Annotated in this window: 22 protein-coding genes and 1 tRNA gene; 9 read left to right on the forward strand and 14 right to left on the reverse strand. The window is 55.0% G+C overall.

Features of this window, described 5'->3' with window-relative positions; genetic code table 11:
- Positions 1-121: 121 nt before the first annotated feature.
- The 3 genes from ACOOGA_RS07145 to ACOOGA_RS07155 are packed head-to-tail and all read left to right on the forward strand — an operon-like array spanning position 122 to position 3,160.
- Complete coding sequence (locus ACOOGA_RS07145; RefSeq protein WP_420430079.1) at positions 122-682, forward strand: shikimate kinase; 561 nt, start codon at positions 122-124, stop codon at positions 680-682.
- A gap of 10 nt (positions 683-692) precedes the next feature.
- Positions 693-1,793 (forward strand): 3-dehydroquinate synthase, encoded by a 1,101-nt coding sequence (gene aroB / locus ACOOGA_RS07150; RefSeq protein WP_420430639.1) that lies wholly within the window; start codon positions 693-695, stop codon positions 1,791-1,793.
- Between the two features lie 59 nt (positions 1,794-1,852).
- Positions 1,853-3,160 (forward strand): HlyC/CorC family transporter, encoded by a 1,308-nt coding sequence (locus ACOOGA_RS07155; RefSeq protein WP_417462179.1) that lies wholly within the window; start codon positions 1,853-1,855, stop codon positions 3,158-3,160.
- Between the two features lie 394 nt (positions 3,161-3,554).
- Here the strand turns inward: ACOOGA_RS07155 and htpG are convergent, their stop codons facing one another.
- The 9 genes from htpG to ACOOGA_RS07200 all read right to left on the reverse strand — a co-directional run bounded on the left by htpG (position 3,555) and on the right by ACOOGA_RS07200 (position 13,602).
- The gene (htpG, locus tag ACOOGA_RS07160) at positions 3,555-5,444 is read right to left on the reverse strand and encodes a molecular chaperone HtpG (RefSeq protein WP_420430080.1); all 1,890 of its coding nucleotides are present in this window, start codon (positions 5,442-5,444) and stop codon (positions 3,555-3,557) included.
- Positions 5,445-5,569: 125 nt separating this feature from the next.
- Positions 5,570-6,592: a DUF4340 domain-containing protein gene (locus ACOOGA_RS07165; protein ID WP_420430082.1), complete on the reverse strand. Its 1,023-nt coding sequence runs from the start codon at positions 6,590-6,592 to the stop codon at positions 5,570-5,572.
- 47 nt (positions 6,593-6,639) lie between these two features.
- A complete protein-coding gene (locus tag ACOOGA_RS07170; protein ID WP_420430084.1) occupies positions 6,640-8,538 on the reverse strand; it encodes a GldG family protein in 1,899 nt (632 codons plus the stop codon).
- Positions 8,538-9,275 (reverse strand): ABC transporter permease, encoded by a 738-nt coding sequence (locus ACOOGA_RS07175; protein ID WP_417462183.1) that lies wholly within the window; start codon positions 9,273-9,275, stop codon positions 8,538-8,540. The genes ACOOGA_RS07170 and ACOOGA_RS07175 overlap by 1 nt, the downstream gene beginning before the upstream one ends.
- A 1-nt stretch (position 9,276) precedes the next feature.
- Positions 9,277-10,242 (reverse strand): ABC transporter ATP-binding protein, encoded by a 966-nt coding sequence (locus tag ACOOGA_RS07180; RefSeq protein ID WP_420430086.1) that lies wholly within the window; start codon positions 10,240-10,242, stop codon positions 9,277-9,279.
- A gap of 161 nt (positions 10,243-10,403) precedes the next feature.
- Positions 10,404-11,090, reverse strand: coding sequence for a glutathione S-transferase N-terminal domain-containing protein (locus ACOOGA_RS07185; protein WP_420430088.1), 687 nt, complete (start codon positions 11,088-11,090; stop codon positions 10,404-10,406).
- A 367-nt stretch (positions 11,091-11,457) separates the two neighbouring features.
- Positions 11,458-11,910 carry a GNAT family N-acetyltransferase gene (locus ACOOGA_RS07190; RefSeq protein WP_420430090.1) on the reverse strand — a complete coding sequence of 151 codons (453 nt, stop codon included), beginning with the start codon at positions 11,908-11,910 and terminating at the stop codon, positions 11,458-11,460.
- Positions 11,911-12,194: 284 nt separating this feature from the next.
- Entirely contained in the window at positions 12,195-12,893 is a 699-nt protein-coding gene (locus ACOOGA_RS07195) for a head GIN domain-containing protein (RefSeq protein ID WP_420430092.1), read from the reverse strand.
- Positions 12,894-12,915: 22 nt separating this feature from the next.
- Positions 12,916-13,602, reverse strand: a complete 687-nt coding sequence (locus ACOOGA_RS07200; protein ID WP_420430094.1) for a head GIN domain-containing protein — start codon at positions 13,600-13,602, stop codon at positions 12,916-12,918.
- A 188-nt stretch (positions 13,603-13,790) separates the two neighbouring features.
- On the opposite strand from ACOOGA_RS07200, the gene ACOOGA_RS07205 reads away from it, so the two are divergent.
- The gene (locus ACOOGA_RS07205) at positions 13,791-14,159 is read left to right on the forward strand and encodes a DUF2794 domain-containing protein (RefSeq protein ID WP_420430096.1); all 369 of its coding nucleotides are present in this window, start codon (positions 13,791-13,793) and stop codon (positions 14,157-14,159) included.
- 17 nt (positions 14,160-14,176) lie between these two features.
- On the opposite strand, the gene ACOOGA_RS07210 is transcribed toward ACOOGA_RS07205, so the two are convergent.
- Positions 14,177-15,454 carry an NRAMP family divalent metal transporter gene (locus ACOOGA_RS07210; RefSeq protein WP_420430098.1) on the reverse strand — a complete coding sequence of 426 codons (1,278 nt, stop codon included), beginning with the start codon at positions 15,452-15,454 and terminating at the stop codon, positions 14,177-14,179.
- Between the two features lie 285 nt (positions 15,455-15,739).
- On the opposite strand from ACOOGA_RS07210, the gene ACOOGA_RS07215 reads away from it, so the two are divergent.
- Positions 15,740-16,219: a glyoxalase superfamily protein gene (locus tag ACOOGA_RS07215; RefSeq protein ID WP_420430100.1), complete on the forward strand. Its 480-nt coding sequence runs from the start codon at positions 15,740-15,742 to the stop codon at positions 16,217-16,219.
- Between the two features lie 54 nt (positions 16,220-16,273).
- Here the strand turns inward: ACOOGA_RS07215 and ACOOGA_RS07220 are convergent, their stop codons facing one another.
- A complete protein-coding gene (locus tag ACOOGA_RS07220; RefSeq protein WP_420430102.1) occupies positions 16,274-17,176 on the reverse strand; it encodes a diacylglycerol/lipid kinase family protein in 903 nt (300 codons plus the stop codon).
- A 112-nt stretch (positions 17,177-17,288) separates the two neighbouring features.
- Between ACOOGA_RS07220 and ACOOGA_RS07225 the strand changes: the two genes are divergently transcribed.
- Entirely contained in the window at positions 17,289-17,708 is a 420-nt protein-coding gene (locus ACOOGA_RS07225) for a DUF1801 domain-containing protein (protein ID WP_420430104.1), read from the forward strand.
- Positions 17,709-17,729: 21 nt separating this feature from the next.
- Here the strand turns inward: ACOOGA_RS07225 and ACOOGA_RS07230 are convergent, their stop codons facing one another.
- Positions 17,730-18,629 carry an ROK family protein gene (locus tag ACOOGA_RS07230; RefSeq protein ID WP_420430106.1) on the reverse strand — a complete coding sequence of 300 codons (900 nt, stop codon included), beginning with the start codon at positions 18,627-18,629 and terminating at the stop codon, positions 17,730-17,732.
- 214 nt (positions 18,630-18,843) lie between these two features.
- The gene (locus ACOOGA_RS07235) at positions 18,844-21,615 is read right to left on the reverse strand and encodes a response regulator (RefSeq protein ID WP_420430108.1); all 2,772 of its coding nucleotides are present in this window, start codon (positions 21,613-21,615) and stop codon (positions 18,844-18,846) included.
- A gap of 196 nt (positions 21,616-21,811) precedes the next feature.
- Between ACOOGA_RS07235 and ACOOGA_RS07240 the strand changes: the two genes are divergently transcribed.
- Genes ACOOGA_RS07240 through ACOOGA_RS07250 form a run of 3 tightly spaced genes read left to right on the forward strand, consistent with a single transcriptional unit; the run spans position 21,812 to position 24,654 of the window.
- Positions 21,812-23,284, forward strand: a complete 1,473-nt coding sequence (locus tag ACOOGA_RS07240) for an AlkA N-terminal domain-containing protein (protein ID WP_420430110.1) — start codon at positions 21,812-21,814, stop codon at positions 23,282-23,284.
- The gene (locus ACOOGA_RS07245; protein ID WP_420430112.1) at positions 23,281-23,820 is read left to right on the forward strand and encodes a methylated-DNA--[protein]-cysteine S-methyltransferase; all 540 of its coding nucleotides are present in this window, start codon (positions 23,281-23,283) and stop codon (positions 23,818-23,820) included. The genes ACOOGA_RS07240 and ACOOGA_RS07245 overlap by 4 nt, the downstream gene beginning before the upstream one ends.
- Before the next feature lie 45 nt (positions 23,821-23,865).
- Complete coding sequence (locus ACOOGA_RS07250; protein ID WP_420430114.1) at positions 23,866-24,654, forward strand: isocitrate lyase/PEP mutase family protein; 789 nt, start codon at positions 23,866-23,868, stop codon at positions 24,652-24,654.
- Between the two features lie 33 nt (positions 24,655-24,687).
- Here the strand turns inward: ACOOGA_RS07250 and ACOOGA_RS07255 are convergent.
- Positions 24,688-24,762, reverse strand: a tRNA-Thr gene (locus tag ACOOGA_RS07255).
- Positions 24,763-24,936: the final 174 nt, after the last annotated feature.

The following is a 24,936-nucleotide window of genomic DNA, read 5'->3' on the forward strand; positions in this document are numbered from 1 at the left end:
AGCGTGGCCGCTTTTTAGGGCGGAAATATGGTGCTGGTTTCAACAAAAACCATTGGCGAAGCGGTTGGGGCTGTGTAAACACCGTGGCATGGCTCAGAGCAAAACAAATCGCAGCACGTATATGAGCACGCATGCCCCGCACGGGCTTAGGCGTACCATTGTGCTTGTGGGTTTGATGGGTGCAGGCAAAACAACTGTTGGCCGCAGGCTCGCGAAGCGCCTCAGCCTGCCTTTTGTTGATTCTGATCACGAGATTGAGAAAGCGGCAGGCATGTCTGTTGCCGAGATTTTTGAGTGTTTTGGTGAAGCTGATTTCCGGTCCGGTGAACGCCGGGTAATCGGGCGCCTGCTGGACGGCAAACAACAGATCGTGGCCACAGGTGGTGGTGCCTTCATCAATGAAGAGACCCGTGCCCTGATCAAGGAAAAAGGCCTGTCGATCTGGCTCGATGCCGATATCGATATTCTTGTTGAGCGCACCGCCCGCAGGGATACTCGGCCGCTTCTCAAAACCGGTAACCCGCGCGAGATTTTGAGCAAACTGGCGGCCGAGCGTGCACCCTTTTATGCCCAGGCAGATATCAAGGTACCCTCAAGTGACGGCCCGCATGAAGATGTGGTTGAGCGCATTGTCGAAGCCCTGCAAAAAGCAGAAAGCGGGAAGGAAACCAGTCGTGAGTGATGCCTTACTGATGCACACCGTACCCGTTGCGCTCGGTGACCGTAGTTATGACATCCTGATCGGTGACGGGCTGCTTGGCACACTTGGTGACCTTGTTGCCCCGGTATTGAGGCAAAAGCGCGTCACCATCATTACAGACAGCAATGTGGCCAAACTGCATTTGAAAGCGGCACGCGCTGCGCTCGAAGCCGCAGGCATTCATGTGCATGAGATCATCCTGCCCGCAGGCGAGGCAACCAAATCCTACGTCCAGTTTGGTGAACTATTGGACAAACTGCTAGCGCTGGGTGTTGAGCGCAAAGATACCCTTATAGCACTTGGCGGCGGTGTTATTGGCGACATCACCGGCTTTGCAGCGGCAGTGCTTCGCCGTGGTGTGGATTTCATTCAGGTGCCCACGAGCCTGCTCGCCCAAGTGGATAGCTCCGTGGGCGGCAAAACCGGCATCAATACAAGTGCCGGCAAAAACCTCGTTGGGGCGTTTCACCAACCCAAACAAGTGATCATTGACCTTGCACTGCTGGATACGCTGCCCGCACGCGAGCTGCAGGCCGGCTATGCCGAGGTGGTGAAATACGGTTTTATCGACAACCCTGATTTCTTTTCCTGGCTTGAGGGTAACGGCAATGGTGTGCTCACGGGTGAGCGAAAAGAACAGGCCTATGCGGTAGCGGAAAGCTGCAAGGCCAAAGCCCGTATTGTGGCAGAAGATGAGTTTGAGGCAGGCAAACGCGCCCTTCTCAATCTTGGCCACACATTCGGCCACGCGCTGGAGGCCGAATGTGGTTATGACGGCACACTTCTGCACGGCGAAGGCGTCGCCATTGGCATGGTGATGGCGCTTGACCTAAGCGTGCGCATGGGGCTCGCTAAACCAAGCGACCTTGAGCGCGCAAACCAGCACCTCCGCGCGACCGGCCTGAAGGTAAGTGCCGCTGAGATCAACAAACCCCTTGATGCGAGCAAGCTTCTCTCCCATATGGCGCAAGACAAAAAGGTCGACGCGGGCGAGATTGTCTTCATCCTCGGTCCAATCGGGGGCGCTGCTACCCATAAAGGGGTAGATCTGGATCTTGTGCGTCTCGTGCTCGAAGATTCCCTTCGTGCCTGAGGCCTGTTACAAGGGCAAGAGGCCAGATAGCTGGCTCGCCTTAACTGGAGCAAACTACCATGGATGTGGCAGGCGATACCGCCACCCTTTTTGATACAGAATTCTGGATCACCACCGGCATCATCTTTGTGCTTTTGGGGCTTTCGGGCTTTTTCTCCGGTTCTGAAACCGCGCTGACGGCAGCGAGCCGTGCGCGCATTCACCATATGGCCAAGGACGGCAATAAGGGTGCCCAACGTGTCGCCACGCTGATCGAAGACCCGGAACGCCTCATTGGTGCCATCCTCCTCGGCAACAACCTTGTTAACATCCTTGCCTCCGCGCTCGCGACTAGCCTGCTGATGCGGCTTGTGGGTGAACAGGGCGTTGTATACGCAACACTTGTAATGACAGCCCTCGTGTTGATTTTTGCGGAAGTCCTGCCCAAGTCCTACGCCATCGCGAATCCAGACAAGATGGCACTGAAGGTGGCGTTTTTCATCCAGATCATTGTGGCCCTGTTTGCGCCTGTTGTTTCGGTCGTCCGCTCAATCGTGCGGTTAACCTTGCGCATTATTGGCGTTGATATTTCCAATATCGAAAGTGCGCTCACAGCCCATGAAGAAATTCGCGGCACTATTGACCTGCACCGCAAGGAGGGCGGCCTCGTCAAGGAAGATACCCACATGCTGGGTTCGATCCTTGATCTGGATGAGATCACCATTGAAGATGTGATGGTGCATCGCTCGGCCATGCACGCCATTGATATCAAGCTCGACCCCAACGTGATCATCACGCAGGTGGTGCGCAGCCCCTACACTCGCTTGCCGGTGTATGACGGCGACCCGGAAAACATTGTTGGCATCCTGCACGCCAAAGACGTGCTGCGCGCTATTCGCCGTGCGGGCGGGCAGATGCACCGCTTCAACGTGCGCCGCATCATGGTAAAACCCTGGTTTGTGCCGGAGACCACCACGCTCAAGGAGCAGCTCAATGCGTTTCTGGAGCGTAAGTCACATGTAGCACTTGTAGTGGATGAATACGGTGCCATTCAGGGCCTTGTGACGCTTGAGGACATTCTAGAAGAAATCGTTGGCGATATTGCTGACGAGCATGACTTTGAAGTACCCGGCGTTCGTTCGCTACCTGACGGCAGCGTGCAGGTTGAAGGCACAGTATCCCTTCGAGACCTCAACCGGATGATGGACTGGCACCTGCCGGATGATGAAGCCACCACTATCGCAGGCCTTGTTATCCATGAAGCGGAAACCATCCCGATCGTCGGTAAAAAATATCGCTTCCACGGCTTCCAGTTCGAGATTACCGCACGCAAGCGCAATCAGGTCACGGGCATCAAAATCAAGAAGGTGCCACCACCCAAGGTGTAAAGGCCTGAGCGCCAAAAAATCACCAGAAAATCAGATGAAATAATCTAATGTGGCTTGAACGGCGTTTGGCTCATACCACATCTTGTCATGCCTCAAATCATTGAGGTTTTTTTGGAGACAAGATGAAATGTCATCAACTGGTAAGATGTCTAAAACTGCTTCTACTATTGCCCCTAAAAAAGCTGGCGCATCAGGCAACGCAAAACCTGCCCCTGCACCAAAAGGCGGCAAAAAATAGCAGGCATTTTGCTTGAGGGTCGAGGCCTCCGCCTCCTTGTAATGAGTTGAGAGACACGCCCCATGTGGCACAGCAAAGCCGCATGATACCCTGAGACAAATGGAAAGGCCCCGGACGGCATCCGGGGCCTTTCTGCGTTTCAGATACTAGGCTTTATTATGCCAAACCCTTCTCCAGCACGCTCGACATACGGCGGGCGAAAGCGGCGGTATCATCAAGCGGGTCACCTTCGAGGATTTTGGCTTGGTCAAGCACCAGCCACACCGCGTCAGACAGCGTATCAATCGCACCCTTTTCGGCCGCGCGGTCCGCCAACTTGCGGATCATCGGGTGGGTCGGGTTCACTTCCAGAACTTTGGCGGAGACAGCATCCAGTTGCTTGTGGGCCTTGAGGATACGCTCCATATGCATGTCCATGCCGCTATCGTCAGCAACCAGACACGCCGCCGTTTCCGTCAAGCGGTCAGAAGCACGTACTTCCTTGATCTTGTCGCCCAGCACTTCTTTCATCAGCGTGGCAAGCGTGGTCATCTGGCCTTCGTTGGCAGCGTCTTTTTTCTCGTCCGCCTTCTCATCGCCTGCGATATCCTTCAGCTCGCTTGCGCCGCGCGTGATGGACTTGAACGGCTTGCCCTCGTAGTCTGTCACCATCTGCAGCCAGAAATCATCCACAGCGTCAGAAAGCAGCAGAACCTCAATGCCTTTGGCCTTGAAGCCTTCAAGCTGCGGGCTGCGTTTCACCGCCGCTTCGTCCGGACCGGTGACATAATAGATGGCGGTTTGTTTGTCTTTCATGCGAGAGACATAGTCCGCCAGCGTGGTCCAGCCCTCAGCACCCGTTGACTTGAAACGTGTCAGCTTGAGGATCGCATCACGGCGCTCAAAATCCTCATAGAGGCCTTCCTTGATCACCGCACCAAACTCACCCCAGATGGTGAGGAACTTCTCAGTGTCCTTCTCGGCCATCTTTTCAAATTCAGACAGCACCTTTTTGGTAATGGCTTTTGACATGCGGCTGAGGGTTGGGTTGTTTTGCAGCATCTCGCGGCTGACGTTGAGCGGCAAATCCTGGCTATCCACCACGCCGCGCATGAACCTGAGCCAACCAGGCAGCAGGTCTTCACTGTCGTCGGTGATAAACACACGTTTCACATAGAGCTTCACGCGGTTTTTGCGCGCCGGGTCAAACAGGTCCATCGGCTGTTTGGTTGGCACAAACAGAAGTACAGTATATTCCTGCATGCCCTCGGCTTTATAGTGCAGGGTATGAATAGGCTCATCAAAGGCGTGGCCCGCATGACGATAAAATTCGGTATACTGCTCTTCAGAGATATCCGATTTTGCACGGGTCCAGATGGCGGAGCCCTCATTGACGACCTTGGCTTCCTCAGCCTCTTTGTCCTCGCCACCCTTGATAGCGAGCGTGATTGGCACAGCGATATGGTCTGAATAGGTTTTGACGATATTAGTCAGGCGGTATTGCTCAAGAAATTCTGCCGCGTCTTCCTTGACGTGCATCACAATCTCGGTGCCCGCGTTTGCTTTGGTGGCGGGAGCGATCTCATAGGCGCCAAGCCCGTCGCTTGACCACAACCATGCCTCACTATCACCCGCCCTTTTAGTGGTGACTTCAACCTTGTCTGCCACCATGAAGACGGAATAGAAACCCACACCAAACTGACCAATAAGCTGCACGTCTTTTTTGCTGTCGCCCGTAAGCTTGTCAACAAAGTTGGCGGTGCCGGAGCGTGCGATAGTGCCAAGGTTGGCGATGAGGTCTTCCCGGTTCATGCCCACGCCATTGTCTGCCACCGTGATGGTTTTGGCTTTTGCATCCACAGTGATGGCAATACCGAACTCTGTACCGGACATCCGCTCTGGGTTGGTTTGCGCCTCATAGCGCAGCTTGTCACAGGCATCAGACGCGTTTGAAATCAGCTCCCGCAAGAAAATCTCGCGCTCGGAATATACCGAATGCACCATCATGTGGAGCAGGCGGGAAACCTCCGCTTCAAAGCCCATTTTTTCTGTTTTTACGTCAGACATTATTACCCTCAGTTCATTTGTTATAGGTGGTGATAGGCCATTTTCCCGATCTTGTGCCGGGCATCTGGCTTGAAAATTATTGTTCCTCATTTAGGAAGGTTCAAAGCACCGTCAAGGGGCCGGTGTTATTCTGCGGTTTTTTCCATAAGGAAGTCCTTGCGCGTGCGTTTCAGCACACCGGCGTCATAGTCGCTCAGGAGAAACAACCAGCCGTATGTACTCTCGGCAATGTCGGTTGCTTCGCCTTCACCGTCTGCAGGCGCGTCCGGCAACATACCGCCTTCGCCCTCATCGGGGGTGTATGACGCAGCCACCTGTGCCCAGGTGCCGCCTTCCATCTCAAACAGGGTGAGTGTGAGAGTAAGGCCGTCATAGGTTTTGGCTGTTACCCTCTGTAGTGGCTCGGCGAGCGGATTAGCGACCTTGCGCACATCGTCAAAGGTCAGTTCAGAAAGCAGCCGAGCAGGGTCACGGAGCTGCCAGTCGGCCTGGGCCTTCTCACCATCTTGCAGGTCTTTAATCGTATACTTCTGCGCACCCAGCGCGCGCTCAATGGTGATGTCGGCATAAGTGATCTCAGCAAATCGGCTTTCTGTAATAGTGAACAGGCTATGGTCAAGCCACCACGCCGGGTCTGCCGACGCATCCGCGAGGCCGGTCACGAGCCAGCTGCGCGTATCACTTTCCTGAAAAATATAGGTGAGCGAACGACCGTTGGCGCTGTCCTTGCGCTCTCCCATCAGGAAGGCGGCAAGCGGCCTGTCGTCCCCGTCCAGCACTTTGATATCCAGCGCAGTTTCCGCAAGCCCGAGGTGATGAAAGCGGTCTTTGTTATCCGTCTTCGGTTGCCGCCGCTCGGAAAGCGCTATACCGCGCAGGAAGTCCCGCACCATCTCGGTGTCGGCTGCATACCCGTCACGCTGGATAACGAACCATTTGCCGTCCACCTTGTTAAGGAAGGTCGACATATCGCCTGAGGTGATACGCACGGCGGCCGCGTCATTGATAGCGGTCTCAAGCCCTGAGAATGTTGCTTCACCCCGGCCACCCTGTTCGCGGCTTGGGTCTTCTCCAAACATCACCCAGATTGCCGCGAGGATCGCGATCAACGTCAAATAGCCCAGTATGTTGGTCAGCCTCTCAGACATGCCTCTAACTACTCACTCTTTCTCTAACCCTGACGCCAAGTGGCGTCTTAATTCCGGCTTTCCGCCAGCGCTCGACGGCGCAGATATACACGGACAAGCGCGAATAAGATAACAAGAAGTGGCACAGCGACGATATTGATCACAGCCAGCCAACTGCCAAGCGCTTCGATGTCGGAACGCAGGCTGCGGTTCACTTCCCTCAGCGCCTTTCTGGTTTCCAGAAGTTGATCGCGGAAACGCGCTTTCTCGGCCTCAGCTTCAGGAGACACAACCTGATTACCATCAGGGTTTTGTGCCTCCAATTGCGCGAGGCGGTCTTCCATACCAGCAAGCTGGTCCTCAAGCCGCTGCTCTTCTGCCAGATACTTGGCCTCAGCTTCACGCCGCAGCCGGTCCACCACTTCAAAAGGTCGCTTGGATATACCGCGTCCACGTAGCGCGAGCAGCGCCTCAGAGCCTGAGATATGGTCCGCCAGATTGAGGACAAAGCTACCGTTGCCCGCCAGCGGCACAACAATGCGCTGACCAAGAAGTTCCTGCAACTGCACCCAGAAACGATCATCAAACAGGTCGCTGTCACTTGCGACCACAACATTGATGTCACCTGCGCCCACAGCCGGATTGGCGTTTGGCGCCCCTTCTGCCGCCGCGCGCTCGAGGAAGGCACTTGAGGCCATACCGCTTATGCGCGCTGCCAGCGTATAAGCCTGGCCTGACGGTTCAAGCTCACGCAGCAAGGCATCCGGGTCCGGCACACCAACGGCACGGTCTGCGTCATACAGCATCGCAACTGAACTGGTGGTCACCAGCGGCTGGAAGGTGGTGGTTGCCCCTTCCACTGGTTCAAGCACACCAGCGCTGGCGAGGTTGAGGTTATCGATCGAGCCGGTGACGATATCTTCATCACTGAGAAAATCGCCGCTGATGGAAAGCCAGAAGATATAATCTTTTACTGAATCGGGGCCGTTGCCGCCCATCTGCACGCGCTGCGCCAGCGCCGCGTCGCCCACCACTTTGCTCTCTGGCATATTCACACCCCATGCACCGAGGAGCGGGCCCAGAGTTGACGCATTCGGCATCGTCGCGCGCGGGTCCATTGCCTCGGCGTGTGGGTCAAGGAAAACGAGCGCCCTACCGCCCTTGAGCACAAACTGGTCGATAGCAAAAAGCTGGTCTTCATTCAGCGCAGGTGGATGCACCAGCATAAGAAGCTCTGTCTCAGCCGGGATTTCAGCAAAGTCAGCAGCGAGGTCCTCAACGAAGAAAAATTCCTGCAGCTGCTCATACACCACATAAGGCTGGCTGCGGCCCTGCATCATCGCCTGCGGCCCACCGGGGCCAAACTGCATCGGTAGTTGGGTGAGAAGCGCAAGGCGAGGGCGCGGGTCAGCGTCCAGGCTGGTGAGCATCTTGATGAGGTCATACTCGAGGAATTTTTCACGCTCCTCCGAGAAATATCCAATGCTGGCTTCACCGTCGAGCGAGTTGGTCGCCGTGAGCCCAAGATAGAGCGTTGACCGGTCCATCAGCGGCAAGCCTCTCAGCCCCGCCGCGACAGCGTCATCCTCCGCCACAGAAAACGGTTCTGGGTCGACGACAGACAAATGGATATTACGCGGGTTTTCCGCCGCGAAGGCACGCAACATATCCTCCACCCGTTTGCCGTAGCTGAGTATCTGCGGATATGGCGCCGCGAGGGAACGGGAGAAATAATAGGTCAGCGTTACCGGCTCATCGATATCGCGCAGCACTTCCTTAGTACCAGCGGAAAGCGTGTAGAGATTGTCTTCCGTCAGGTCGAGCGTATGCGCTCGCAGGTAACGATCCGCAAGCACTGTGAGCGAAAGGAAAAGCAGCGCCGCCAGCGCCATTTGTACCGATGGCCTGCTAATAAACGCAGGGGTCGCATTGTTGCGAGCGGCGTCTTTTGGATTTGCGTCAGCCATTATCCCGCCTCCCTTTTGCTTTCAATCACGATGCGGTTGATCCAGAGCCAAAGCACAATCACTGCAAGGAAATAAACAATGTCGGAGAGCGCCACCATACCTTTTTGCAGGTTATTGAAATGGGTAAGGAACGACAGGTTCGCGACCGCTTCCACCAGCGGGTCCGGCGCCCAGCCACCAAATACATCCAGCACCATGGGAAGGCCAGACACGAGGAAAAGGAAACAGACTGTTACCGCCAGAATGAACGCCACTACCTGATTTTTGGTTGTCGCAGAAAGCGCACTACCAATTGCCAGATAGGCCGATGCCATCAGAAGCGAGCCGATGTAGCCCGTCGCTATCACGCCATTATCGGGCGTGCCCAACCAGTTGACAGTGATCCAGATCGGTGCGGTCAGCAAAAGCGCCACAGCAGCGAACGCAACAGCCGCAAGGTATTTCCCCGCCACCACGGCCCCAAGCGGTACAGGCAGCGTAAGCAGCAGTTCCAACGTTCCCGTCTTGCGTTCTTCCGCCCAAAGCCGCATGGCAACCGCTGGCATCAGGAATAGGTAGAGCCAGGGCTGATAACTGAAAAAGGAGACAAGGTCAGCCTGCTCGCGAACATAGAACTGACCAATGTAAAAGGTGAACATGCCCTGCATGACAAGGTAAATGACCAGAAAAACATAGGCCACAGGTGTCGCAAAATAACTGGCAAATTCGCGCCTGAATATGGTGAGTGTCGCGCCCATCTTATATTCCTCGCCCGCCGGTATAACCGTCGCCTTCCGTCACCTGCCGGAACACATCATCAAGTCTGCCCGGGTCAACCGAGAACTGGCTTATCTGCCAGTTGCTGACCGCAGCAATATCACCAACCGAATCGGCGATGTCAGCGTTGCCCTTTGTCAGTATGGTCAAACGCATCTTGTCGCCTTCGCTCACAGCCTCAATGCGCGCCACGTTGCCGACACGTTTAAGCGCCGAGGCGGCACGCTCGGCCTCAGTGTTTGGCACAAGCATTGTCACCGCGTTGCGATATTTGGACCGAGCCCGCAGCTCGGATGGTGTACCATCAGCCACAATATGCCCTTTGTTGATTATCACCGCACGGTGACACAATGCGTCAACTTCCTCGAGAATATGGGTCGAGATAATAATCGCCCTGTCTACCGACATGGCTTCAATCAACCGCCGAACCTCATATTTCTGATTGGGATCAAGCCCGTCAGTGGGCTCATCCAGCACGAGCACGTCCGGCGCATGCATAATTGCCGCAGCCAAGCCCACACGGCGCTTAAAGCCTTTCGACAGCGTCTCGATACGCTGCTCCATCACGCTATGCAAATGCACAGCGCTGGCGGCGCTTTCTACAACATCCACGATCTCCGCTTTCGAGATTGTGTGCGACTCAGCCACAAACTTCAGAAAAGCGCGCGTTGTCATCTCACCATAAAGCGGCGCACCTTCAGGCAGGTAACCAATACGCGCGCGCGCCTTGACGTTGCCGGTGGTTACCGTCTCACCGCAAACAACCGCGCTGCCGCTAGACGGCGCCAGAAAGCCGGTCAGCATCTTCATGGTGGTGGATTTACCAGCTCCGTTAGGGCCCAAAAACCCCAGCACTTCGCCCTTGCGAACGGAAAGCGAAATACCATCCACCGCGGTGAAGGAACCAAAGCGCTTGGTGAGCCCTTTTGCCTCCAGAAGAATGTCCATCAAACTGTCCCCCGATCGCGCCGCGATCTTCTTGTCTTCATTTTCGGCGGTCCAGCGTTCTCGATAACCCTAGACTGCCTCGTTTGATAATAAGCTAACCTCAGGCTTGCAAGCCCTTTGGTGCTACAATCTCTATACGGTCACTGGCCCCTTGGGCCTTTCTAGACAGCTTCAAGCTCAGACCTGCAATGACCATCAAACAGGTCAAGCATACGTTCCTGCCATGCGTTTAGGTCGTCATCCGCTTCCAAGAGTTCAATATCACTTACCATATTGGCCCACATAAACGTGCCCATCAACGCATAGTCCAGCCATGCGGGTTGCTCCCCGCTCAAAAACAGCGTGCTACGTAGTCCCGCACGAAGTGGCGATAGCGCTTTACGAAACCCGGGCAGCATAACGGCTCGCTCAGCCTGGGCTTCCTCAAGCGTACAGCCGAGGAACTTTTCACGCGTTTCACGGAAATAAGCGGCGTTTTTAGCATCCAGTTTCTTGTGAATGTCAGCCACGATCATCGGGAAAATACCCAGCAGCACCGACTTGTTGAGCCAAACGTTCAGCACCTCCGCCTGTGCCTTGGCAATCTCACCACCAAAAAGCGGGTTATCCGGGTATGTTTCTTCCAGATACACAGCAATGCCGAAGCTATCCTTTACCCAAGTGCCACCGTCGTTCAACACGGGTACAGTTTTGGCATCAGCACTCTCGATCGGTTGCTTCTCGAGGAACCTGATGGGCATCCCTTCATATTCCAGCCCTTTATGCAAAAGGGCGAGCCGCGCTCGCCAGCAATAGGGGCTGAAGCGCATATCTCTGTCTTCGCCACATAGCTCAAAAAGCTGTCGCATGATTGCTCTCCTGTATCAAATCCCATCTCGGAACGTCGGCACAGGGTCTGTGCTTGAGCATCATTTGTCGAGGATGAATTGAGGAAAAGTTGTCAAATTCAGGTGAAGCGAGAGGGTGGAGTTCCTCTGCTGTGGCCCGGAAATGAAACTGGCCCGACTGTCTATAAATGCGAAGATGAGGGGGCTAGGGGTTCAGAGCTCCGCAAACAGCCGGGCCAGACGAGGCCAACACCTAGAATGTCGCGCTCTATTGAGGCTGCCGCGCGGCTCAATTGTGACCATGTTGGGGCAGGGTATTTTTTCTGAGTTTAAGAAGAATAAAGAGGCGCCAGTAGCGCCCCTTCCTTGTTTGCCTCGGCACTGGCTTCTAGCCAGCCGATGTAGCTAGGTCGCCCGGTGCATACGTCAGACGTATAACCCGCTCACTTGTGGCTTCATGGTCATATTCATGGTCTTCCAGAAATCCATACCGGGCATAAAACCGGCGCCCGATCGGATTTTTCTCAAACACGTCCAGCTCAAGCGTGCCACGAAGGGCCACAGCCTTGTCCATCAGTGTTTTGCCAAACCTGAGCCCATGATATTTCGGGTCCACAAAAAGCCCACCAACTTCATTGCCAATCAAGGACAGAAAACCAACAACAACGCCGTCTGCCTCCGCAACCCATGTCTCAGCATTGGGCAGATAGAGGGTGCGCATGTTGATTGTCTCGTTCTCAATGAAGTCCTTTTTCAGAAAAGGGTGAGCAATTTTGCTGGCGTTCAGCCAGACGCCGAGAACGGTTTCAACGTCTTTGTCTTCATATGGTCTGATAATCATTGTTTTGTCCTGAAGCACTTCCTTTTAAGAAGAAGTGCATTTATCGGTAACTATGTTTTGTGAAATGGCAAACAGAAGGGCCCGCGCAACCTTGCTGGTCGCTGGTGTTCCTCAATCTATTTGCAGGTGGCGTCCAAGGTGGGCACCAGAGTTACCGGGACATCAAAGCTCCTGTATGAAGTCACCAACCTTGATAGCGAAAAACGCCCCCATAGCCAACACAATATAAAAGAAAACCCCGACACAATGACCGGGGTTTTTGTTTCTTAAAACTGATGTCGGTTCTAGCGGATGGTAATATCGCCCGACCCGCGCACGCGGGAGTTCAGCTTGTCTGGCTCACCGCGCACAACAACGTCGCCAGAGCCGTGCACACCAATGTCTGCGCTTATGCTTGCGAACACTTCCACATCGCCGGAACCACGAAGCGATACTTTCGCGTTTTCACATTCCATATCGCCTGCATCTACGTCGCCAGAGCCTTGAAGCTCAATGTCGATTGACATACAGGTCCCATCGATTTCAATGTCGCCAGAGCCTTGCAACTCGATATCCAGGTCGCCAAACTTTGCGCCGCTGAACATCGCGTCGCCAGAGCCCTTAAGCTCAAGCTCGAAGCGGTCCGCCTTCGCACCTTTCACCGTCATGTCGCCGGAACCATGAATATCAGCACCGGTGATTTCAGGCATGGTAATCACAACCCGCATCACCTTGATATGGCTATAATGACCACTCTCCAGCCCGATACGTAGTTCATCACCGCGCACTTCGGTCTCGATATTGTCGATGATCTTGTCGTCCGCGATCACTTTCACCGACTGAGAACCACCCACGGTAATCTCAACATCCATCGAGCCGTTCAGGCGCACTTCCTTAAAAGATGGTACGTCGCGTATCTGCTCCGCCGTATCGCGGGCTTGCGCACCAAAACTCGTGCCGCACAGAAGTGCCGCCACAATCGCTGTCGTTTGTAGTTTTTTCATCACTTTGTCCTCCGTCTCGTGATTATTTTATGCGGATACTGCCCAGGAAGCCGTCGCTTTGGCGTACTTTGCCAGGCTCGCCATACACGGTGATGGAGCCAATGCCGCTTACGTCTGCATCAACGCTTTCACTGGCATACACACGGGCCTCGCCAACCCCCTTGACGCTTACTTGCACGTCGGCACATTTCAGCTCTTCTGCGTCCACGTCACCCGCGCCCTTGATCTCAAGCTCCAGCGAGCCGCACGTGCCTTCAATCTCCACATCGCCCGCGCCTTTGATGTCGATACGCAGATTTTTGCTGTCGATACCGCTCATTTCGGCATCCACCGCGCCCAGAACTTCCAGTTCCTCAAGCATCGCCATCGAAATGGTCACATGCACGTCGTCGCTGTTAATGTGGATACCGTCGTCGTCATCATGATCCATGTCGATCACGAGGGTATCGCCGCGCACATATGTCTCTACCTCGGCCAGATGCCCGCGGCCTGCGGAAACCTCAACGCGCTGGTCTTTGCCTGCAACAAGGTCAAGCTCAAGCCCGCCTTTGATACGAATTTTGGTGAATGTCGCCAGTTCGCGCACTTCGCTGGTCTGGTCATCGCTATGTGCAGCCACTGGCGCTGTCATCGCCGTCATGGACGCGCAAACAGCGCCAGCCATAGCAAGCGCAGTTACACTACGACGGAGTGTAGTAAGCTTTTTCATCGGAAAGTCCTCGCTGTTATTTTTTATATATACCGTTTCTTATTATATCGGCTCGTTATAGTCTCACTCATGTAATCACTCGTCAATCTTTATCAAGCCCCCCACGGTGAACCGCTCTATGCCTGAGATAAAGCGCATATCTTGCCATATGAGACAAAATTCAGCACAATACCGAAATTGAGGAGTGCATGGAAGACGCATCATATATGCCAATGGTCGGGGGAACGGTGTCACGCTCACGGAGCGGACACCCGCCAAGCACTGTATATTTCTTCCGCCCCGAGCTTATGAAAATCCTGAACGTTTATGGCCGCATGGTTTCAGCCGGTGAATGGCGGGATTATGCTATCGACCACATGAAAGAACAGGCGATCTTCTCAATTTTTCGCCGCACAAGCGAGATGCCGCTTTACCGCATTATCAAGGAGCCCGCCCTCGCCAACCAGCAGGGCGCCTGGCGCATTATGGGCATAGACGGGCAAATATTAAAGCGTGGGCGCGAGCTTGAGATGTTGCTCCGCTACTTTGATCGCCAGCTTGTGCGCGCCGTAGACTAGCTTCCGCAAACTCCGCCTCACCCGCGCCCCATAAGTAGCCACAGATATACCACAGCGAACGTCCCGAGTGCGGCGATGGAGGTGATGCTCCAAAGGCGCATTCTTACAGTCGGCCGGTGGGCTTCACCCACCACATCAAGCCCCATAGCCCTATGGTTGAGGTACGCAAACACTGGCGCTGTCAGGAACGCCAGAGAGGTTACAAAATCAATAAACGTACGGAAGCCTTGCATGAAAAACACAAGGAGCAGCAGGGCTGCAACCAATATACCCACAAGCGCGATACGGTAACGCGGGCCTTCGCCTGACGCCGTTTTGCTGCCCAAACCACCCTTCAATACGCCCAAGGTAACCACCAGCGCGCGGGTCAGGCCATCCGTCACCGTGATCGCTGTTGTGAACATCACAGACAAGGCAGCAAGGCCTACAATCGGCCCAGCCCAGTCACCGAGCGCATTGGCATAAAGCGCCACAAGCTGAGCCGCAAAACCCGGCGCGCTGTCCTCCGGCGTCACGCCGCCGGTGTGCATAACACCGGCCCCCAGAATCATGAAACAAAGCGCCAGGAGTGTGGTCCATACATAGCCGATATTAAAATCCGACACGACGGCACTCATACCGGTCTCGCTCGTGTTCCCGTGCTGCGCCGCATCATCCCTGCGCGCGAGTGTCCACAGTGATGAAAAGACAGATGCCTCAATCGGGCTTGGCATCCAGCCTGCAAGTGCCACGATGAACAGGAACGCCGCGAGATCAAGTGGTGGCGCGCTGGCCGGGTAAAGGCTCCATTCAACCGACGGAAGCACAAGAATGGTGGCGATCAAGGTACTGATGGTCAGGACAGCCATGAAAAAGCGGTTAACCTTTTCAAGCAGATGATAACGCCCGAAACCCAGAAACAGCGCCACCACAACCATCACCATTGCGATGGTTGGCATCAAACCAAGCTCCAGCCCGAGCACAGTTTTAAGCATGCCTGCTGTTACAAGCGAAATAGCGGAAACCGCGAACCCGTGCGCAAAAATAAACACAGCGAGAAGGAAAAGCACCGGCGCAAGCCCAATGCGGCGGTAGCCGCTGATCAGTGTTTCACCTGTCGCGGCGGCATATTGTGCACCAAACCGAAAGGCTGGATATTTTGCCAGGTTGGCCAGCAAAATCACTGCTGCCAGACCAAGACCAAACACCGCTCCTGCACGCGTCGACTGCACCAGATGCGAGGTGCCGATCGCCATACCTGCAAACAAAAGGCCTGGGCCCAGGTTGCGCAGCGACGCCCAGTTGTATGATGCCAAAACTTCCTCCCCTGAAATTTTTCCAGACCCTAGCACCGCCCTTTGGTGTCGCCAAGCAGCACTTGCGAAGGGGTACAGAAAACTTGACCCGCACCGCAGGCCATGAGAAAAGCCGCCAAGGTTTGGGGCCACCTGCCGCCTGCGCACGAAAGTGTTTGGTGAAGGCTTCAACTGAAATGCCCAACGCCACGGCGTGCGGGCATCGTTCGTCCGAACCGTTATGAACGGCACCGGGCGGCAACGCAGGCCCCGCTTGAAAGACTGCCGTTCGCGGAAAGGCGAACCATGAGTGATATACTCAAATTTGCAAAGGGCCGTGCGAAACGGCTCCGATCCTATCTAGCTGAGCTGGATATTTCCCTTACACACGCCCATAGCCTCGAAGCCATTGCCAAAGAAGACGGCTTTCGGGACTGGAACACATATGCTGCCACCCCCTCCATGGGCTTGGCCGAAAACGATGTTCCGGCCCGAGCCGCACAGCGAGACAACCAGATGGCATCAAGGCTCAAGTTCCATGTGGGTGACCGCATCAAGGGCCGGTATCGCGGCGCTCTCTACGCGGGCACGATTCTAGGGCTTGAGAAAACTGACGGTGGGCCGGTATGGCGGATCAAAATACAGTTTGATGACCCCGTCCGGATAGGCCAGAGCGAGGCGCTAAACCTCACCCGGCAGCGCATCAGGTCCATGATCAATGCGGACGGGAGTTCGGTTAACCTCAAGGGAACACCCGACGGCTGGCTTACAGTCGAGTTTCCATAACTCCCAAGATAACACTTCGGGGCGGTACTTTGGTGCCGCCCTACCCAACGCCCGTTAGATATGCGCCCTGAAAGCAATGGGCACGAGGCGCGGCGTAATCACCGCACCGCCATACCCAAGAAAATCACCATCCAGTTGCAGCGGGATAGTCTCGTCCGCCACTTCAATGTTGCCGTTACCCAGCGCGCGCGCCGCGACCTTTTTATCGAGGCGGCCAAGCGCAAGGCTCACCTGCTCAACCATTCTCGCCCAAGGCCCCTGGCGCTCAAGCATCAAGCACGCAAGCCCCGGCTCTGACACCTCTGTCTGGCGGGTAAGCACAAAAGGTCCGGCATAACGCCGGATATTCGCGGCAATAAACCAGTAACAACTGCCTTTGCCACCGTCAGACGTCAGCCATTCAATCGGCGCCGCTTTCTTCTCATGCCACAGCGCTTTAATCGTCGCGGGCACAAAAGACGCCCGACCTATTTTGGCCTTCAATGTGGGGGAAACATGCTCAAGCACGCGCGCATCAAACCCTGCGCCAAGCCAACAAATCCCCATGCGGCTACGCCCGTCAAAATAAACATCAAAAGGGTAAAGGTCTTTGAGGGAGCGGGACAGCAACACATCAGACACATGCCGGGCACCAATACGTCCGTGGGGCATATAACCCAGTTCCCGCGCCAAAACATTGGCCGTGCCAGCAGGGATAATGCCCAGGGCCACATCGTGGCCAAAAGCGCCCTCCGCCACATCGCGGATCGTGCCGTCACCGCCTGCTGCAATAATCACCTGCGCCTCACCCGTGCGGGCTAGCTTCTCCGCAATCTCGGTTGCGTGGCCGGGGGCATTAGTGTCTGCAATCGTCACATCCTGCCCGCCACGGCGCAAACGTTCAGCCACAACCCCTATGAAGGGGCTGCGACCGTTTCCGGCGGCCGGATTTCTGATTACAACAACACGTTCGCCCATCTATGCCTCTGCTTTTTTGGCTCTGGGTGCCAGCAAACGGCATTGACCGGCTTTTTGCAACAGTGTGTGGTAATATTCGTGCGGTCAGAGCTTAGCGAGGGGAGATTTAACCTTGGCGGATATGAAAACAAAACCGACGAAGGCAGACGCCAGCGCCTTTATCGAGGCTGTTGACCACCAAGGACGGAGAGAGGACTCCAAAGTCGTCCTCGAAATGATGCAACGGCTCAGCGGGCATGAACCCCGCATGTGGGGGCCGTCCATCATCGGATTTGGCAGCTATCATTATAAGTATGACAGTGGCCGTAAAGGCGACATGTGCCGTATTGGCTTTTCGCCGCGAAAATCATCGCTGGTACTTTATATTATCCCGGGTTTCAGCAAAGTCGAAGGGCTACTCAATCGCCTTGGCAAGCACAAGCTCGGGAAATCCTGCCTTTATATCGGCAGGCTATCGTCGGTGGATATGGTTGTGCTGGAGGAAATCATCGTTCAGGCCCTCGCCTACATGGACGAGAAATACCCCAGATAAGCTTTGCGTCAACACTGGGCATCAACGCTGCGCCGCGCCGCGTGCCAACATAAACGCCCCAACCAGCCCCGATATTTTGCCGAGGCCTGGTGCCACGATATAACGCTCCATACCGCCCGTGCGGGCCGCCGTTGGTACATACCCGGCAATCAGCTTTTCCGTACGCCGCTGAACACGCGCGAGCAGCCTTTTCTGGTTCATCACACCGCCACCCAGAATGATACGTTCAGGCGCGTAAGCAAAAGTGATGCTGCGGCAAAGCTGCGCCAGATAATACGCCTCCGTATCCCAGGCCATATGGTCAGCAGGCAAAATCGATGCTGGCATGGCAGCACGCACCGCTATGGCAGGGCCTGATGCCAGGCCTTCAAAACAATCGCTATGATAGGGGCATTGGCTTTCAAACTTTTCGTCGCCTTGCGCGCGCGGGACTGGCATATGGCCAACTTCGGGGTGGAGTACACCATGCACCAGCGCGCCATCCACCATCACCCCCGCGCCAATGCCTGTGCCAACAGTTACATAAACCGCATTACCGCAACCGCGTGCGGCACCTGCGTGCACTTCGGCAAGTACGGCTGCATTGACGTCTGTGTCAATCACGACCCGTACACCAACCTGATGACCAAAAAAATGAGCGAAATTGGTGCCTGCCCATCCTGACTTTGGCGTTGATAGCAGCGTGCCATAGGTTGCACTTCGGGCAAGGTCAATGGGGCCGAAGCTTGCAATACCCAGTGAGGTAATCACCCCGAACCGTACCTGAGCATCTTTGAAAAACTTGGCGCATGCTGCAAGCGTTTCATCTGGCGTTCCGGTGGGGATGGTTTTCTGCGCCCAGATGTCGTCAAAGCCGCCACCTACCGCACAGACAAATTTGCTGCCGCCAGCTTCAATAGCCGCAAGCATAGGATCTTCCATTCAGGCAAAATCCGGCGCGAGAGCCTCGCGCCTGACAAGATTTTATACTGTGGTGCATCACGACAAGCATTCACATCCCTCGCGTTCGCCTTGTGGCGGACCTGACCACTATACGTCAAGACCACTATATTTCAATAGCTTAGGGAGTGGCGCGAAGAACCTGAAAGACTTAGGAGCTTGCCACTCTCGGGCTTGCCCTCTGCGATGGAAATGCTCACACAGGCTCAAGCCAACGTAACAACGCCTTTTCTACCTCGTCGGGCTGCACCGGTTTACTGAGATAGTCATCCATGCCTGCGTTCAGGCACTGTTGTCTGTCGCCCGCCATGGCATTTGCCGTAAACGCGACAATAGGGGTTGGCTCAACCTTCCCTTCCTCCTCCAGCGCCCTTATGGCTTTTGTTGCCTCAAAGCCATCCATTTCAGGCATCAGACAATCCATCAAAATGAGGTCAAACCGCCGGTTTCTAACCTGCTCAACCGCCTCCACGCCATTGCCTGCAGGGGTTATCAGGCAGTCATACCGCTTGAGAATGTTGGTCGCCACCATACGGTTCACAGGGTTGTCTTCTGCCAACAATATTTGCGCGCCCTTGAAACTAATATCACTGCGATCAACCTTCTTGACCTCACGGAAGCTATGCCGGGTATAAAGTGGCGTTTCACCCGCACGGTCACGGCTCTTCCACACTGCCGACAGCATGGTTGCAATCTCACTAGGGAAAATGGGTTTGGTCAGGTAACCGCGAAGCCCAAGCTTGCGCATTTTACTGCCATCGCCCTTATTAGGTAGCGACGTCATCAAAACCATTTGCAGGCTGTCCAGCCTATTGTCTTTGCGTATTTCCTTCACCAGCATGTCGCCGTTCATGTCAGGAATGCAGAAGTCTGTCAGAAGCATATCAAATGGCTGACCTTCGTCTGCGCCCGCAATCAAAAGCCTGAGCGCTTCGGGGCTTTCCGCGACGAAGGTTATATCCAAACCAAGCCCCTTGAGCTGTTCGCCGACGATTTCGCGCGCCACGTCGCTATCGTCCACTACAAGAAGGCGAACACCCTCAAGCGCAACAGCGTCTTGCTTCACGCCTTCGATCGGCGCGTCCGCGATCGCGAGATTCACGTGGAAGCGGAAGGTCGAGCCTTTGTCTACTTCGCTGTCCACAGTAATATCGCCACCCATCATGGCAATAAGGTCACTGCAAATACTGAGCCCCAAGCCCGTACCGCCGTACCGGCGCGTGGTTGAAGTGTCAGCCTGGTCAAACTTGTTGAAGATAATAGCGCGCTTGTTTTCCGGTATACCAACACCCGTATCTTCAACCTCGCAATGCAGGGCCACCCGCCCTTCTTGGGAAGATTGAGACCATATCCGCAAAAGGATATGACCTTCCGATGTAAATTTCGCGGCGTTGCTCAACAGGTTTAAAAGAATTTGTCTCAGCCTGCCTGGGTCTCCGTTAACAAAACGCGGGGTGCCTTCCTCAAAACGAACCAAAAGTTCCACATGACCTTCAGCGCATTTAGGCGTGATCATGTCTGCGACATCTTCGATCATCTGAATAAGGTCAAACGGCACTTCCTCAAGCTCAAGCTTACCAGCCTCAATTTTTGAGAAATCCAGAATATCATTGATCAGCGTGAGCAAAGCTTCGGCCGACTTCATGGTGGTATCAGTGTAGGCATATTGTTTTGGCGTCAGCGGTGTATCAAGCAGCAGGCCAGTTGTTCCAATAATACCATTCATTGGTGTGCGGATTTCATGGCTCATGTTGGCAAGGAAGTCTGACTTCGCGTTGTTCGCCGCTTGTGCTTCAACCAACGCAGCATCAAGTTCAGCATTTTTCTCCTGCATGGCTTCATTGGCTTCATTCAGAGCCTCTGTCCGGCGTTTCACTTTGTCGTTGAGGTTATCGTTGAGATCTTTCAGGGCCGCCGCCATCCTCCCAAAATCCGTCGACAGTTCCTCAACTTCGCGCCACCCCTTTTGCACAGGCTCAACATCGAAATCGCCCCCTGCCACTTTACGGCTGATAAGGCGCAGCTCTTCCATCGGCCGCGAAATAAAATGCGCGACCGCAAAGCCACAGCCTATGGCCAGAAGCACCAATCCAGCCCCAAGTATGACAAGGAAGCGATTTGCCTCGTAGATGATCTCGCTTACTTCCGATTCGTTGATTTTGACAACAAGGCCCCAGCCAAGGTCGGGGATAAATCGTGTTGCCGCCATCACCGGCTCTTCCAAATAGTCCGGTGCTTGACGCATGATAATCTCATGGCCAAGCAACGCTTGTGTAATGGGGACATCCAACCTGTCTTTACTGACCCGGCGAGTGAATGCAGCACCCGCATCATATTTAAGCGGCACCGCGAACAGGGCATCCCCCTCATCCGTGCGAACTGCAAAAAGCCACTCGCCCGTATCCCCCAAACCGCTACGGTCATTGATAAGATCAAGAATGAAATCAGCAACGAATTCGACCCTCATATATCCCACCAATTGGCCGTCAAACATAAGCGGTGCGGTGCTTTCCACGTATATGCCGTTTCTGCTGGCAAGCGCGATACCTGTGGTGCCAGGCTCTGGAAAAACCATCAGTTCAGACACATGGTTCTCATCGTCGGTTGATACGACAACCTCACCACCTGGGCCGTACACACTTAGAGTGCTTAAGTGCACAACCTCACGGTTTGCGTCTTGCAAAATGCGCAATATGCGCGCTTGCTCAACAGGGTTTTTAGTCAGGTTCCATGCATTCAGGCTAGTTCGCATCTGTGTGCGGCTCGAGACTAACGCCGTATTGTCCCGCACCCGGTCGACAACAGCGAGTACGCGCTTTTTTGCGATAAGGGATAGCGCAGTGAGCTTTTCTTCAATCTGCGCCTCATACTGCTTTCCGGTATAGCTAGTAATGAACCAAAAACCGAGGATGAGCGGCAGCACAGACAGCAGCAAAAAAGCCGCCACAAGCATGTGCTTCAATTTCATAGATGCCGCCTCCGCTGTACCGAACCCCGCCACTATGCGCGAGAGTATACCCCGGATACTTAAGACTTCTATAATTGCGATACCCATGAGCCTTGCCAGGTTACGCCCGCAGGGCTCTTTGGCTGCTGTAAAACAAATCAATAGTTATGTCCGAATATAGGTAGACCCTACGGCAACTGCCCCACATTATGCCGCCATGATGTTAGACACCCAGATATGCTATAACGCGCTCAAGAGCCGAGATGCCCGCTTCGACGGCAAGTTCTATATTGCCGTGCGCACAACCGGTGTGTACTGCCGCCCCATCTGCCCAGCCCCTACCGCGCACTATAAAAACTGTACCTTCTATGCCACTGCCGCACGGGCCGAAACGGCAGGATACCGCCCATGCCTGCGCTGCTTCCCGGAACAGGCCCCTGGCTATGTACCTCGTGAGGTGGCGAGCGATATCGTCATAAAAGCGATCGACATGATCCAGCATGACCCGCTGGAGAACGGCAACATGGAAGCACTGGCTGAAGACCTTGGCATTTCATCCCGGCATCTCAGGCGGTTGTTTGAAGAGCACCTCGGCATATCACCCATGCAACTGGTCAAAACCCGACGGGTGCAGATGGCGAAGAAGCTGATCACTGAAACATCGCTGTCGATGACACAAATTGCCTTCATTGCGGGCTTCCCCACCATCGCGCAGTTCAATGTGGAGATGAAAAAAACCTACTTTGAGGCACCCTCAGCGCTCAGGCGGCGCTACAAACATGGCCCCAAACACAGCGCAAGCGACAAAAACAGGCTGCATATCCGCCTTGCTTATCGCCCGCCATACGACTGGGCACAGGTCGGTGAATATCTTGCTGGCCGCATGGTGGCTGGCGTGGAACGTTTTGAGCATGGACGATACCGCCGCCTGTTAACTTTTGACGATGCATCCGGCGTTATTGAGGTGTGCGGTGAGGGACGGGGCAACTGGCTTACCCTCCATGTACCCATGACGCTGTGGCCGCACCTGCAGCACATCATCGCCAAATGCCGCGCGCTGTTTGACCTTGATGCCGACACGGACAGAATTGAAACACGCCTGGCAAACAACCCACTCCTTAAGGCCATCACAAACGCGAAACCCGGCGCGCGCGTGCTGGGAGCATGGGACCCGTTTGAGCTTGCCATTCGCGCCATCATTGGCCAGCAAATCACGGTGGTGGGTGCCACCACCCTCACAAACCGCTTGGTAGAGCATACATCCGGCGACAAAGCGGTGATGGTGGAGGGCGAACGCTGGCTACCCTTCCCCACCCCCGAGGAAGTTATCGCAGCACCGCTCGAGAAGCTTGGTTTTATCCGCACCCGCGCGGCAACATTGCGGGCGTTCTCTCAACGTTACGGGCGCGGCGATCTCACCTTCCCGCGCACCACCACGCTCGAGGAAAAGCTCGACCGCCTGACGGCCATTAAAGGCATCGGGCCATGGACCGCAGGGTATATTGCCATGCGCGGCATGGGGGAGCCAGATGCATACCCCTACGGTGACCTAGGCCTTGTTAAAGCCTATGGGCTGACCGGCAAGTCAGCCGCGAAAGAACTCCATGCAGCACTTGAAGCCATACGCCCCTGGCGTGCTTACGCCACCATGCACCTTTGGCGCAGCCTTGTGGCAGGAGGAAATGAATGAAAACCCGCATCTTTAAAGAGCTGCCAGATGGCAGCAGCTATCGGGTGACGCAAAGCCCTGTCGGCCCCTTATACCTGATCGCAGGCGCACAGGCGCTTCGTGCAGTGCTCTGGGAATGTGACCTTGAAAAACCCGAGACAGAGGCGGCTGTGGCCGCGCTTCCGGTGGCAACTGGACACGCTGTTATTGATGAAGCGGAAAAACAGCTCAGTGAATATTTCACCGGTAAGCGCAAAAGCTTTGACCTGCCGCTTGAAATGCACGGAACAGATTTCCAGCGCGCCGCATGGCAGGCCCTATTAACCGTGCCCTACGGTGAAACCGCCAGTTATGAAGCACAGGCCATCAAACTTGGCGGCCGCGAGAAGGTACGCGCCGTTGGCACAGCAAACGGCATGAACCCGATCTCCATCATCGTGCCCTGCCACCGGGTGGTGGGCAAAGATGGCTCGCTCACCGGTTTTGGTGGTGGGCTTGAGGCCAAACGCTGGCTTCTGGACCTTGAAGCCGGGGTGGCACGGCTTCCTTTCCGCTAAGCAGAAATCAACCTAAACAAACAGACAAAGACAAGTGAGGAAATCATGAGCGACCAGACACCATATACTCGCATGAAAACCCTGCACAAAGGCGAAGGCCTCTTGCTTCTGCCTAACGCGTGGGATGTACCCTCTGCTCAGGCGTTCGCCGCAGCTAGGTTTAACCTGATTGGCACCTCAAGCTGGGCGGTTGCCGCCATGCTTGGCTATCCAGACGGCGAACAGATACCGTTTGAGACCCTTTTGATGGTGGCCGAACGCATCGCATTAAACACCAATGCGATGATCAGTGTGGATATAGAGGCGGGCTATGCCGCAGATATTGAAGGTGTATGTGCCAATGTCACCCGTGTGATGGCCGCAGGCGCCGTGGGTATCAACTTTGAAGATTCGCTCAAGGGAGACACAAAAGGCCTTATCGACACCCAAATGCAGGTAGACCGTATCCGTGCCATCAAGGCTCTGAGGAATGCAAGCGGTGACCCTGTGTTCCTCAACGCCCGCACTGACGGCTTCCTCGTATTGAAAGATAACCCACGCGCTGCGCTCACGGAAACCCTTAAGCGCGCAGAAGCTTATGCTGCCGCTGGTGCAGACTGCCTTTTCGTGCCATTCCTCAAGGATGAAGAGCTGATTGGTGAGCTAACCCGCGTGTGCCCGCTGCCAGTTAACCTGCTCGCACTACCGGGGGTAACGGACCTTGCGCTTCTGCAAGACCTTGGTGTTAAACGTGTAAGCCTCGGCAATGGTGTGTTCGACATCGCCGTCGCGCGTCATCGAGCGCTCGCCACAGACATCAAAAGCATGACAAAGCTTGATAGCCTGTTTGCTTAAGCAGGCTGCGATAAATGATGATGTAAGGGAGAATGGTGCTGCTGGGGAGATTTGAACTCCCGGCCTCTCCCTTACCAAGGGAGTGCTCTACCCCTGAGCTACAGCAGCGTAACCATATGCGGGTCGCATAAGTGCGGAACGCATATGCGTCGCACGCCGGGGCTATTGCCACAGCGCGGCATTTGATGCAAGCCAAAACAGCAATAAATTTACGGCACTCAAGCCCCCTTCTCAAGCACCACCGCAATTGGCGCTTGAAAAAGTCATGCGCTTTGCGGCATT

This window comes from Kordiimonas sp. (assembly GCF_965216265.1).
In the GTDB taxonomy this organism is placed as follows: Bacteria; Pseudomonadota; Alphaproteobacteria; order Sphingomonadales; family Kordiimonadaceae; genus Kordiimonas.

Coding starts and splice junctions, on each gene's coding strand:
- ACOOGA_RS07250 (WP_420430114.1), top strand. CDS start 23,866: ATGAGCGACCAGACACCATATACTCGCATGAAAACCCTGCACAAAGGC.
- ACOOGA_RS07185 (WP_420430088.1), bottom strand. CDS start 11,090: ATGCGACAGCTTTTTGAGCTATGTGGCGAAGACAGAGATATGCGCTTC.
- ACOOGA_RS07170 (WP_420430084.1), bottom strand. CDS start 8,538: ATGGCTGACGCAAATCCAAAAGACGCCGCTCGCAACAATGCGACCCCT.
- ACOOGA_RS07195 (WP_420430092.1), bottom strand. CDS start 12,893: ATGAAAAAACTACAAACGACAGCGATTGTGGCGGCACTTCTGTGCGGC.
- ACOOGA_RS07175 (WP_417462183.1), bottom strand. CDS start 9,275: ATGGGCGCGACACTCACCATATTCAGGCGCGAATTTGCCAGTTATTTT.
- ACOOGA_RS07235 (WP_420430108.1), bottom strand. CDS start 21,615: ATGAAATTGAAGCACATGCTTGTGGCGGCTTTTTTGCTGCTGTCTGTG.
- ACOOGA_RS07145 (WP_420430079.1), top strand. CDS start 122: ATGAGCACGCATGCCCCGCACGGGCTTAGGCGTACCATTGTGCTTGTG.
- ACOOGA_RS07205 (WP_420430096.1), top strand. CDS start 13,791: ATGGAAGACGCATCATATATGCCAATGGTCGGGGGAACGGTGTCACGC.
- ACOOGA_RS07240 (WP_420430110.1), top strand. CDS start 21,812: ATGATGTTAGACACCCAGATATGCTATAACGCGCTCAAGAGCCGAGAT.
- ACOOGA_RS07200 (WP_420430094.1), bottom strand. CDS start 13,602: ATGAAAAAGCTTACTACACTCCGTCGTAGTGTAACTGCGCTTGCTATG.
- ACOOGA_RS07165 (WP_420430082.1), bottom strand. CDS start 6,592: ATGTCTGAGAGGCTGACCAACATACTGGGCTATTTGACGTTGATCGCG.
- ACOOGA_RS07220 (WP_420430102.1), bottom strand. CDS start 17,176: ATGGGCGAACGTGTTGTTGTAATCAGAAATCCGGCCGCCGGAAACGGT.
- ACOOGA_RS07215 (WP_420430100.1), top strand. CDS start 15,740: ATGAGTGATATACTCAAATTTGCAAAGGGCCGTGCGAAACGGCTCCGA.
- ACOOGA_RS07230 (WP_420430106.1), bottom strand. CDS start 18,629: ATGGAAGATCCTATGCTTGCGGCTATTGAAGCTGGCGGCAGCAAATTT.
- ACOOGA_RS07190 (WP_420430090.1), bottom strand. CDS start 11,910: ATGATTATCAGACCATATGAAGACAAAGACGTTGAAACCGTTCTCGGC.
- ACOOGA_RS07180 (WP_420430086.1), bottom strand. CDS start 10,242: ATGGACATTCTTCTGGAGGCAAAAGGGCTCACCAAGCGCTTTGGTTCC.
- htpG (WP_420430080.1), bottom strand. CDS start 5,444: ATGTCTGACGTAAAAACAGAAAAAATGGGCTTTGAAGCGGAGGTTTCC.
- ACOOGA_RS07155 (WP_417462179.1), top strand. CDS start 1,853: ATGGATGTGGCAGGCGATACCGCCACCCTTTTTGATACAGAATTCTGG.
- aroB (WP_420430639.1), top strand. CDS start 693: ATGCACACCGTACCCGTTGCGCTCGGTGACCGTAGTTATGACATCCTG.
- ACOOGA_RS07245 (WP_420430112.1), top strand. CDS start 23,281: ATGAAAACCCGCATCTTTAAAGAGCTGCCAGATGGCAGCAGCTATCGG.